The sequence below is a fragment of the Sphingobacterium lactis genome (assembly GCF_011046555.1).
In the GTDB taxonomy this organism is placed as follows: Bacteria; Bacteroidota; Bacteroidia; order Sphingobacteriales; family Sphingobacteriaceae; genus Sphingobacterium; species Sphingobacterium lactis.
On sequence record NZ_CP049246.1, the window covers coordinates 1878307 to 1890791 of the forward strand.

At 41.3% G+C, this 12485-nt stretch carries 9 protein-coding genes; 6 read left to right on the forward strand and 3 right to left on the reverse strand.

From position 1 onward, the window contains the following. Positions 1-74: 74 nt before the first annotated feature. The 3 genes from G6N79_RS08090 to G6N79_RS17740 form a co-directional block, all read right to left on the reverse strand. The gene (locus G6N79_RS08090; RefSeq protein WP_103907436.1) at positions 75-764 is read right to left on the reverse strand and encodes a lysoplasmalogenase; all 690 of its coding nucleotides are present in this window, start codon (positions 762-764) and stop codon (positions 75-77) included. Next, positions 764-2197: an amino acid permease gene (locus tag G6N79_RS08095; RefSeq protein WP_103907437.1), complete on the reverse strand. Its 1434-nt coding sequence runs from the start codon at positions 2195-2197 to the stop codon at positions 764-766. Before G6N79_RS08095 ends, G6N79_RS08090 begins: the two co-directional genes overlap by 1 nt. Positions 2198-2484: 287 nt before the next feature. Then, positions 2485-2697 (reverse strand): DUF1963 domain-containing protein, encoded by a 213-nt coding sequence (locus G6N79_RS17740; RefSeq protein ID WP_103907438.1) that lies wholly within the window; start codon positions 2695-2697, stop codon positions 2485-2487. A 178-nt stretch (positions 2698-2875) separates the two neighbouring features. Between G6N79_RS17740 and G6N79_RS08105 the strand changes: the two genes are divergently transcribed. The 6 genes from G6N79_RS08105 (at position 2876) to G6N79_RS08130 (ending at position 12467) form a co-directional block, all read left to right on the forward strand. Next, the gene (locus G6N79_RS08105; protein WP_164527205.1) at positions 2876-3418 is read left to right on the forward strand and encodes a sigma-70 family RNA polymerase sigma factor; all 543 of its coding nucleotides are present in this window, start codon (positions 2876-2878) and stop codon (positions 3416-3418) included. Between the two features lie 223 nt (positions 3419-3641). Next, a complete protein-coding gene (locus G6N79_RS08110; RefSeq protein ID WP_103907440.1) occupies positions 3642-4835 on the forward strand; it encodes a FecR family protein in 1194 nt (397 codons plus the stop codon). Positions 4836-4981: 146 nt separating this feature from the next. After that, positions 4982-8389 carry a TonB-dependent receptor gene (locus G6N79_RS08115; RefSeq protein ID WP_103907523.1) on the forward strand — a complete coding sequence of 1136 codons (3408 nt, stop codon included), beginning with the start codon at positions 4982-4984 and terminating at the stop codon, positions 8387-8389. A 1-nt stretch (position 8390) separates the two neighbouring features. Further along, a complete protein-coding gene (locus tag G6N79_RS08120; RefSeq protein WP_103907441.1) occupies positions 8391-10175 on the forward strand; it encodes a hypothetical protein in 1785 nt (594 codons plus the stop codon). A 19-nt stretch (positions 10176-10194) separates the two neighbouring features. Then, positions 10195-11391: a hypothetical protein gene (locus G6N79_RS08125; protein ID WP_146060660.1), complete on the forward strand. Its 1197-nt coding sequence runs from the start codon at positions 10195-10197 to the stop codon at positions 11389-11391. A 17-nt stretch (positions 11392-11408) separates the two neighbouring features. Next, positions 11409-12467: a fasciclin domain-containing protein gene (locus G6N79_RS08130; RefSeq protein WP_103907443.1), complete on the forward strand. Its 1059-nt coding sequence runs from the start codon at positions 11409-11411 to the stop codon at positions 12465-12467. Positions 12468-12485: the final 18 nt, after the last annotated feature.

Consider the following 12485-nt stretch of genomic DNA (forward strand, 5'->3'; position numbering starts at 1 on the left):
CAGCAATACCATAATCAAGGATAGAATTGAGGGTTGGCCATACGTGGTCAGCCCTTTTTTTGATTAGGATTTTTTTAATGAGCAGGCAGCTGTTTGTTTTTTCTCTTTGCATGCAGAATTGCACCCAGGGTAATCCCGTATTGCGCCAAGATATACGTGCTCATGATCAATAGGGATGCATTGGGCATATAGGCAACAAATTTATTGATGGCTAAAAATGAGTCCGACACGACAAATAAAATTGCTCCCAAGAAAGTGGCCAGAAAGCTTGCTAGGTTGGTCTGTGTCCTTCGGGTGAATGCAAAAATGACCATAGCCGAAATGGCAACAATATACAGGATGACGGGAATTTCCAATATCCCTAAACTGGGTTTGAGTACCCCAAAGAAATAGAAACCGTAGGTTGCCAACAAGCCCGTTGGTAGCAGATAGCCTTTATGCCTGGTTAGATTCTGCGGTTTTGTCTGCAGGAGGAATGCGTAAATGTACAGCACGTGACCGATAAGGAAAGCCGCTAGGCCCAAAACAAAAGCATCCTGTAACATCAGGAACACATCGCCCATCCACCCGAAAACCAATCCCAACCCAATGAGTTTATTGAATTTCCCCTTAAGGCCGGTCTCAAAAAAGAGCAACAATAAGAGTGATGGACAGATCAACGGTTTTGTCCAGGTCTGCAGATCTATTTTATGGGCATAGATGCTATACAAATGCAGCGCAGCGATCAGCCAAAAGACAATATCTGCAATGACCTGCTTTTTCATTATGCCGCATTTTGTTTCCGCGCTCTATTCCTTTTGATCAGCACATAGCTCAGCCATAACAGCAACAGCCAAACCGGTATCAATTCCACGGAGATCTTAAGGTCCGTATACCACATCATGGCCAAGACACCCAAAAGGAATAGCAGGCTGAAGTAGTTACTGATTGGATAGAATAGGGTAGGGAATTTGGTTTTGATTCCCTGTTTGTTCTTTTGATTTCTGAAGAAAATATGCGTTAGGGAAATCATGATCCAATTGATGATCAATGCGGAAACCACAAGGGACATCAGGATATTTAAAGCTTCCTCAGGTATAACTTTGTTGATCAAAACAGTTACGGCCACAATTCCCGCGGAAACCAGAATGGCATTGACAGGGGAGTGGTTCTTGTTCAATTTCTTGAGGAATGCTGGTGCATTTCCCTGTTCGGAGAGGCCATATAGCATTCTTGAATTGGAGTATACACAGGAATTGTATACGGATAATGCCGCAGTAAGGACAATGACGTTTAAGGCATTGGCAATGATGGTTGTGAAATAGAAGGTCTTCCCGAATAGGTCAAATTGGAATCCCTTGAGTGTCGCAAATACCTCCACAAAGGGACTGGTATCGGCAGTAATGGAACGCCAAGGCATCAACGAGAATAGGATGAATAAGGCTCCAACGTAGAAGACCAGGATACGCCACAAGACCTGATTTGTCGCTTTGGGGATGTTTTTCTCTGGGTTTTCTGCTTCTGCTGCCGTGATGCCGACTAGCTCCAGGCCGCCGAACGAGAACATGATAATGACCAAGGCGGCGAGCAAACCGGAATAGCCTGTTTCTGCATCGCCACTGAACCAGCCATGCGGAAAGAACCCGCCATCGTTATAGAGGTTTTCGACGGTTGCTCGCTCACCTCCATTTCCCGAAATCAATAGATAGGTTCCGAATAGGATCATCGCAATAATGGCGACGACCTTGATAATGGAGAACCAGAACTCCGTTTCCCCATAGACCTTGACCGAAGCGAGGTTGATGGCATTGATGACCACGAAGAAGAACAAGGTTGATACCCATAGCGGTATCTCCGGCCACCAGAACTGCACATATTTACCAATGGCTGTCAGTTCGGCCATACTGACCAAGATGTAGAGCAACCAGTAATTCCAACCCGATGCAAAACCGGCAAATGGTCCCCAGTATTTATTGGCAAACGAGCTGAAGCTTCCTGAAATAGGTTCTTCAACAACCATCTCGCCCAATTGGCGCATAATGAAGAAGGCGACAAGCCCTGCAATCGCGTAGCCCAATATCACGGACGGACCTGCAAGGATGGCCGCTTTGCCGACCCCCAGGAACAGACCCGTACCAATGGCGCCACCCAAGGCGATCAATTGGATATGCCTATTGCTTAATCCCCGTTTAAGTTCTTTCTCGTTTTTATCTTGCACAATGAATAAGGTTAATCTGAAATGCTAATCTTTTACTATAATTGGTTTTCATCCAATAAAGCGTACAAGATAAATTTTTCATTTTAATTTTTAGGCATGAAAAGGAAAAAGAGCGGAATGGAATCCCAAATTTTTAACATCTGAATATACCCTTTTGATACCCTTTGCCATGATTTACAGTGGATAGTACAGCAAATAGTTATGTTCGTGATATAAAATATTTTGGAATGGGTCCTATTGTCCAGGTTTAGGTTGTTGCTAATGCCAGCATTAGCTGCTCTGTAAGATCAGCCGAGCGTTTTCGAATTTTCTGTGCCGTAAATCCTCTTTTTGAATCCAGAAATATAACGGCCGCAATCTGCCCACATCATTTCATTTTCTTCGTTGCTATCAATCTGTAATAATAGGGTCCATTTATCTGCCAATCCCTTGCAGTCTGTGTCTTGAGTTCTTGTATCCCTTTTCCCTGCGTATCGGCGTCGCAGGTAGTTCAGAAGCATGTTCACTGGTTATTTGTCCTTTATTTAAATTTAAGGAAGAATGAGCGAATAAAAAGAGAGGGACAGGGTGAATGATTAATTTAATATAGAGTTAACACGTCAGTCTTACCTTTGTTAGACAATAGTTTCCCAAATCGAGATGCTGAAAGGTATAAATCAAACAGAAATTCAGAAATGGTTGCATGGTGATGATGCGGGATTTCGACATATTTTTGATGCATATTACCCAAAGCTTTCGCTAGTTGCCCTGAATCTATTAAAGAATAAAGAGGATGGAGAGGAGATGGTCATGGATGTGTTCTATAAAGTCTGGAAAAAAAGATACGCCCTGGAACATGTGGAAAATTTTGAGACATACCTTATTCAATCGCTTCGAAATCACATAATTGATCGAAAAAGAAAGAAGGTATTGTTGATGCAAGAATTGGAAGCAATACCTTTGGAAACATTAGGTTCTACTGAACAAACAGAAGGAGAATTTAAAGAATTATTGGAGATCTATGAACAAGCCCTTTCCAAATTGACGGGAAAACAGAAAGAAATTTATCTGATGAGCCGCGAACTGGGTATGTCACAAAAACAAATTGCAGCGTCATTGTCCATCTCCCAACATACGGTCAATAATCACATCAGCACCTCTTCCAAAATCCTCAAAAATGAAATGGGAGAATATTATAAAGCTCTTTCCATACTTTGCATTTTCCTTCCTTACCTTAAATAAATCGCTTTAACCACATTTGGAAACCAGGATTACCGTGTTAATTTTTTATGAATCTTAATAGCTAAATTCTCTAGCATGTTAAGCATTTGTTATCTAAGAAATACCTCATTATTAAGTTTGCATTTTTTGCCTGAATGACCTAGTTATAGTCAACAACAATCCACGTCTATATAGGTAAATGCCCTATTTGGGAGCTTTTAAGTTTTAACTAGATAGAAAGAAGATGCAAATAGCTATTCCTAATCGTGACATGTTAGTCAACTATTTTTTAGGAACACTTGGTAAAGAAGAAGAGGAGGTAATCGATGCTTTTTTGGCCTTACACATCGAGCTGGAGTATGTGGATTCCTGCTTAGTTGAGGCTATGGATAAAATGGAAATAACAACTTTTCCAAATGCTTTTCAAAAGGAACGTGTATGGAACATGTTATTGCAAAAAATGGAATCTCATGAATTACCGAAAAGGAAGTTGAGACAATCCTGGTTTAGAGTTCTAACGGGCGTCGCAGCAGCTGTAATACTTGTTGCATTCTCGATTATCTGTTACACGCGCATGCAATCGAGAGATGCAGTTGAAGCAGATTTAAAAACCATTGTTGGTGCGCCTGCAGGGAATAAAGCTAATTTGAAATTGGCAGATGGCAGAGCAATTTCGTTATCCGATGCTTCAGCGGGTAATATGATCGAACACTCTGGAATTCGGGTTCTAAAGAATGCCTCAGGTGAAATGGAGATAAAAATTGCTGAAGGAAAGCAGACATCCCAGAATGCCTTCCATAGGATCAGTACTCCTCGCGGCGGACGGTTTAAAGTTGTTCTGCCAGATGGTAGCCTTGCATGGCTGAATGCAGAGTCAGCTATTCGATTCCCAGAAAATTTTATGGCTAATCAACGTAGAGTAAATGTTTCAGGAGAGATTTATTTTGAAATCGCTAAGGTCAAAAATGAAAATCAGGAAGCTATCCCTTTTGTTGTGGAAAGTGGTCGACAGGAAATCCGCGTCCTTGGTACACACTTCAATGTTCAAGCATACCCAGAGAATCAGGAAATAGAAACAACGTTGATCGAAGGTCGAGTACAGGTGCTTTCCAAAACATCCGGTAAATCGGTCATCCTTATACCTGGTCAACAGGCTAAAGTCGGACAAAACATTCAAGTGAAAGAAGTAATCAATGAAGAAGTCCTTGCATGGAAAAATGGGGATTTTTTCTTTCAGGATGATGAACTCCAACAGGTTCTGACAGACATCTCACGCTGGTATGATGTTGACTTCGAATGCCCTGAACGATTGAAAAAAATAAAAATTTCGGGAATTGTCTCTCGGGAGAAATCACTGGACTCCATTTTAAAACGACTTTCCTCATTGGGGAAAGCCCACTTGGAGCTAAAAGGAAGGAGGATTATAGTGAAAGAATAGTTACAAGACTAGTCATAAAAAAGAAGCGGAGGTGCTACCAACACCTGCCGCCAATAGTTAAGTATTATCAAAATATGTGGCAACAAATTTCAAATCAACAATAACTACAGAACAAAAGTATGGATTTTTATCAAATCATGCGTGTTATGAAACTCACCATGGTCTTATTAACCTGTTTTTTTATGCAGGTAAGTGCTACAACGTATGGCCAGCTTATTAACATTAATAAAAAGGATAGCAGTATTCCTGAACTTCTCTTGGAAATCAGAAAGCAGGCTGACTATGATTTTCTTTTTGATTCTGGCCTGTTTTATCCAATTTCAAAAATTGATATTCATGTAGAAAATGCGCGCGTAGAGGACGTATTGGCGGACTATTTGCCCAAGGACTTGTTTGAGTTTTCCATAGCTGATCGTATTGTAACGATTAAGCGTCGGACACAGCCCCCACCAATTGATCGATTGCAGGAAGGTTTCACCATTTCTGGTCAAGTAGTGTATGCCTCGAATGGTTCACCAATTCCTGGTGTATCCGTAAGGCTTAAAGGGACTACTACGGCGTCTAGAACAGATAACAGTGGAAATTTCACCATTAAAGTGAGCAAGAATGGGGATGTTTTAGTTTTCACATTTCTTGGCTTGGAGACTAAAGAAGTTCCAGTATATTCTTCCCAGACGACGATCTCCGTGCCTTTAAGCCAGGCGACTGCGAAAATTGAAGAGGTGGAAGTGGTTGTGCAAGCCAGGAAGAAACTAAATACTGAAGTAGCGGTGCTGGATGAACGAAAGAAATCATCCATCATCCAGGACGCCATTTCAGCGCAGCAAATCGAACGGACAGCATCCATTACCACCACACAAGCTTTGCAGCGTGTGTCTGGGGTCACGGTAACCGATGATAAATATGTCGCCATCCGAGGGCTGGGGGATCGCTCTGTCATTGGCCAATTGAATGGTGTTCGACTCGCATCTTCCAACCCTGACCGAAGTACCCTTCCGCTGGACCTTGTGCCCGCAACACTTTTGGACAATATCACCGTGTATAAAACGGTTACGCCCGACAAACCTGCCGATGCCGCTGCAGGGATCGTGGAACTCAAAACCAAATCTGTTCCGGATAAACAGGTGTTGGAATTTGTTGCGCAGACCGGAACAAATTCTGAAATCGGAATCGGTGGAACCTACAACAGCTTCTGGAATAGCGAATATGGCGCATTTGGCACCGGAATTAAGGATAAGAATCTACGGCAGGATTTCAAGGATTTATCCCTCCAATATGCTGGAGGATTAAAAGATATCCAGAACTTGATCATCAACTCTGGATATAATGTTGCAGATAGGGAGGAAGTGCAGCGCATAAATAGTATTATGCAATCTTTCGACCCCGTGCTAACAACGGAACGCAAGCGAGCTCCCATCAATCAATTGTATTCGCTAAGTTTCGGAAATTCCTATTCCGTCTTTAAAAAACATAAACTAGGGGTCATCCTTGGTGGAAATTATTACAAACGTATTCAAGATATCGCAAATGGTGAGTTAAATCAATATTCTATTTTTCAGGGAATTTTGACGGGAAACCCATCCATATCCTCACCGCGCGGTATTCCAAATTTTACTACTCCGAATACATTGAAGATGGGGCAAGCTATGACCTTGCGGGAAAATACGGGAATAGAAACATTAAATTATGGCGTATTAGCTGGTTTAACCTATCGTTTTAATCCTAGACATGAAATTAGCTTCCAATATTTAGGCAGTTGGGGCGCCGAAAATGAAGGTACACACTTAAATGGACAGTATAATTATTCAGGGTTATTTGGTGAAGTTGCGCATACAGCCTATTCCCTAAAACAGACTGAGCGTAACTTACAAACATTTAACCTGCAGGGGGAACATAAGTTTTTTCAAGGGACTTATTCACCTCGATTAAGCTATAATTTAGCGACCTCCGAATCATTCCACAACAATCCGGATTCACGTTTTGTGCAACTTGTGAGTTATACAACTCCCGATGGTGGGTGGTACATGAAGCCAGGTACGATAGATTACCATTATTCAAAAACCTTATATGCTTTACCTTCCGGTTATGTAAATGGATTTGGTCCGTATGGGCTATTACAAGCAGAACCCAATGGACGCCGCTGGCGGACCATGGAAGAAACCAATTACAATTACAAAGCAGATTTAGAAATTCCATTTCCCTTTTTACAGCAAAAACAGATCTTCAAAATTGGAGGGAATTATCTGAACAGAGATCGAAGTTTTGATGAGAATGTGATGTTCCTGCCAGGGTCGAACTTTACCACGGGTGGTGAATATCCATTGTATCAAGTTGAGGGGCAGCTGGACCGCTTGGTCAGCTCGGAAATTGTCGGGATAAAGAATATTGAAAACTCCAATGGTGAGGGTGATTTGCCGCAAAGTGGATTTCTATATAATACCCGAAAATCACCCAACAATTATAAAGGCTATTATGAAACTCGTGCATTTTATGGTATGGTGGATTTGAACCTGCGGGAAGATTTGCGATTGACAGGGGGTGTTCGTTTTGAGCAGACCGATATTCAATCCACCGTAGATACCGTGAATGTATATGTTGATCCTGCCCTGTCAGAATCTACTGGCATTACCCTGATCAATCCGAATTCGAAGTACAAAACCAACTATATGCCTTACTATTCGGTGAATGCAACCTATGTTTTCAAGGAAAATATGAATTTCCGTTTGGCTTTCAATACAGCATTAGCCAGACCAGAATTACGGGAATTGACAAATGTATTCGAGTTTGATGTCTATCAGATGGGTTTGGTGGTCGGAAACAGAAATTTAGTGAATCAGAAAACTGAAAATATTGATTTTCGCTGGGAGTGGTTCACCAACCCAGGTGAAGTATTGGCCATCTCCGCATTTGGAAAACGTCTGAATAATCAATTGGTTAAAGTTTACAGTTTGAGGACTGAAGGTGTAGACGCTAAGTTTCAGGAATTTCCGACGATACAGTTTCAAAATGACCCCAACACCGGGTATGTATGGGGTTTGGAACTCGAGGCTGTACAGAATTTAGGGAAATTTCATGAGGCAATCCAACATTTCAATATCGGTGCAAATGTCCTGATGGCCCAATCGGAGGTGAAGAAAACTGAAGAGCGACTGCTTGCCAATCGGATTATTGACCGATATGCTGCTGAAAAGAGCCCCATCTTTGAGCAAGCACCCTATTCGATCAACACCTGGATAAATTACGAACGACCAGGTTGGGGTACAAACCTGACAGCAACTTTCAACATGGTGGGCGAACGACTGGTCCAAATTAACCTAACTGGGGAACCGGACCTCTATTCTCGCCCTGCGCCAACCTTAGACCTAGTATTCAGCCAAATGCTCAATAAGCGATTGCAGTTCAAAGGCTATGCTAAGAATATCCTGAATCCTGACAATAAACTCAACTATACCAATGCACAAACCGGTGGTAAATGGTATGGAAAAGAATATATCAATCGCAGTTACAAAAAAGGAGTGGAGATCATGGTTGGATTCAGTTATAACTTATTATAAAATGAAAACGATACAGAATAAGAACATAAAATTGAAACTATTTGCCAATTTGCTCTTCCTGTTGTTGATAACAATAATGGTTGGATGCAAAAAGGATAAGCTGGAATCCATTGTCGATCATCGCGTCAAGCAGGAACTCCTTAGTCCTTCACATCTTCGGTTGATCAATCTGACACAATATAAGCATGTAGTCGTTGGAAAGGATACCTTAACAAATCTCGGTTTACCATCTATAGTTGGTCCTGGAGTAGAAGGGGCGGTTGCCTATCCACCAACAACATATTTTCCAGAAAATGGGGTGCTTGGCACGACTTGGAATATTCCTCAAATCTTCCTGAATGCAAGTGCTAGTACGAAAATTATCCTTCGTGATTGGACAGAGACAGGGATAGGAAGTTATGAAATGGGTGGACAATTGGAGGTGGACGTGAAAGAGCAAGGTCAACAAGCGAAAGATTATTATGTCTGGACCTCACATCGCTACGTCGAAGAAAATGTCGCTCCGCAACCAAAAGTACTGGAGGTTAAACGCGATGAGAACGGTCCGACCCGTGAAGGTTATATCAAGATCCGTGTCATCAATTTGGCAGCGAAAATTATATCCTCTGGGGCAGGAATTGCAACAAATGCAGAGGATATCCTCGATAGTTATACTTTGAGTTATGTTGATGGCTCGGCTGTGCATCCGAAATTGAGCAATGTGGCGCAGGGCGAGGTTTCGGAATATGTCGAGTTGCCTTATGGATATTATCAATTTCGCATGCTGGCGCAGGATAAAAGGCAACTTGCCTATGGTAATTACTCGAAAGACGAATCTATCATTGCAACAGATCCAGCAACTTCTACCATAGGTCAAAGTGAAGGAGTCGGCTCAGGTCAGACCTTTAACCCGATTCAAAGTTTTAACCCCGGGGGGGTATACACCATTGTCGTAGCGCCAATGTTATTGGAATACCATGGAAGTGGAGGAACGGTCGGCTATTACCAGAACGCCTATCAGATAATTCGCGATAATGAACCTGCTGTTAATCGAGCTCTTGCTAAAATGCAGGTTGTCAATACCCTCGTCAATTATGATAATATATCTGTAAGGGTTAATGATAAAGTTTTTGCCGAGGTAGGCTATGCACAAGCTTCTGATCAGCGAATCAGTAAAGTAGGTGTACACAAGGTTGAAATTTTTGATACGAAGAACACCTTGTTAACGAGTCAAGAAATTAAACTGATTGGAAACGATAATGTGACCATTTGGGTAAATCAGGACCGAACTGGTAAAATCATTGCGTCAGTTGCGTATAATAATCTTACGGGGGTACGGCATTTGGGTAATGCAGATGATAATGCAGATTACAGCCGCTTTAAATTTTCTTTTCCCTTTGAATTGCGCTTTTTCAATTTTGCGCCTGAATATAACTACCTCACGTTTACAAGGGATGAGGGACAGAATTTGGCTGGCAATTTAGAGGCCAATGTACGAGCTTTTCAAAATCTCCAACCTGGTCAGGTGGTCAATATGAATCCAATGACTTATCCCGTCATGTATAATAATATGGGGTTCAATATCTATTGTTACCAATCGACTCCCGAGGTTGTACCAGGAGATCGATTATTAACTATTCAGAAATTGAATACGGAAGATTTAATCACCAATAAAGCACTGTATGATGTCCGTGGCAAATTGCCGAGTTACGAAGCTGGAATCTATTCTATTGCCATTATCGGAAATTCAAAAGCTGCCACCGACGCCAAAAAACCTCGATTCTTTGTGCTTAAACATCATCAATAACCAAACATAATAGGAAAAAATGAAAACAAAACTGATAAACAACTACGTATACTTAGTTTCACTGGTCATAGGAATCCTGATGTTACAAGGATGCAGCAAATACGATTACAGGACTGTAGAAGAACCTGCATATCTGCGCGTCTTCAACTGTTTGAGTTATGAAGTGAAAATGGAAAACAAAGATCTTCCCGTTCCCTTTTTGACCATGTTGATCGATCCGGAATTCGATGAAAATGGTATACCCATTGGAGCGGCCATTGTAGGTGATTTCCTTGACACCAGGAGACCTTATGCACCACCTTTCCCATTCTATACAGGAAATAAAGAGAAAGTAAATTATGAGTATCCTGGCAATGAAGATGTGTTGGTTGGTCCGATAATGAATGGCATTAATATGGCCTCCTGGGCTCAGATTCCCTCGGGCGAACACCGAATAATTTTCGTTAACAGACCAAAAACTGATGTTCCATTTGCTCAATTGGAGGAACGATTCAGAAAACAGGTTTCTTTGGATACAGTGTTGACTCTGGATGCAAAAGAAGTATATACCCTGAATGTCCTCCAAAAAGATTTGTCCGCAAAGGAAAATTTTGCCTACCTGCGTAAAGAAAGCTTTCACAAACAGGCTTTTGATGATCAAAAAGTATATGTAAACTTTTATAATCTAAGTAATGAAGGCTATTGGAAATTGCCAAATGATATCAAACCAATGTCGGCAGGTGTCCAAGATGAAATGTCTGTATATGTAACCCTTAGAGATTTGGGCGAATATGCTCCTGGGGCTTTTGATATTATGGAAATACCTGGTTATACCAATCGGTATTTAGGAAAGATGTACAGGAATACAAGCAGCAATACGGTCACTCCCTATTTTAGTTTTCCATTATTTGCCAAGCCGAATGCCGAACGGATCACTAATCGTCAAGAGGCAGAGGTAACCGTCTTGGTTCCCTATATGTCTCCCCAGTTACTGAGCGATAGCGCACCTAATGCAGAGTTTATACGGCTCACCTGTAATGTGCCAACTAATGTCTTGGCCAACACGAATACCGATCCTTATTACCGAGCTTCTAAGTACATCAATTTCTTGACCATCAGAACACACGCTGGAAAAAATAAAGAACAGGTGTTTTCGACGATAAGTTCAATTGAATTTGTAAATGGTTCGGTGTACCTGACTTCGGTACAAAGGGTTTTTCCCGAACCTGAATTTTAAAATTTAAAGATTGAAAAATGAAAATTTACAACTTTTATAAAATATCATGCCTCCTGTGTTTATTCTTTACCCTCGCGGCTTGTCGACATGATGAGGTTTCGTTGACCATCGAAAGTGAGCAGTTTCGATCTTCCGTCGATTACATTGAAAACAATTATGCCTTGCGTATTTTCTCGGAATTGATCAAAAAATCCGGTATGTATGAAGAATTGGCAACTCACAATAATCTGACTTACCTTATTCCCACTGATAGGGCGTTAATAAGCCAAGGGTTTACCATAAACGAGGCGCAGGAAATGAGCCAGGAGCAAGCTATAAAGATGGTTAAAGAATATCTTGCTGAAGGACTCATTCCCACAAAAGCTGTCCCTAATAATACCATTGATAATAAATTTAAAAATCTGAATGATGAACAGCTGTATTTTGCCAGTACGGAAGGTAAATACTATGTCAATGGAGTATTGATGGATAAAAATGGGAAAGATATTACCCTGACCAATGGAATATTACATGTGTTGGAGGGAAAATTAAATTTTACATCGTTAACCTTAAAAGAATATTTATCCCAACAGACAAAGTATAGCCTTTTTACTGCAGGATTGAAGAAATTCGGTTTATGGGAAAAGCTGAACGGCGAAATTCCTTATACCGTCTTTGCACTCACCAATGCCCAAATGGAAGCTGCAGGCATGAACAAAACCTTTTTGGATGAAATGGATGCCAAAGATTATTATCCGCATTTATTTTCGGGATATGTTATTCCCAATCATTTTCTGACCCAGGATGCTACGGTGCTATTAATGCCGGTTTATATCTTTATGGGTGCAGATAGCGTCTACTTTGAACGGAATCAGGTCGCGTTGTTTGATAGCGGTGATCCAGCCTATCAAAATGCAGTGATGACCAGTCCGTCCAGCATTGGCCTTCTTTCCTATAAAACGCAGAGGCCATCTCCAGTCGCCAGTGAAGGGGTTGTTTTTGCTACTAATCCTGAGCATTTAAATATAGAGTGTTTGGACGGCGTTGTCCATGAACTTGATAAAGTCCTTACTCCACCCGAAAAAGCTAAGAAATAAGAACATGGAAAATCAGAA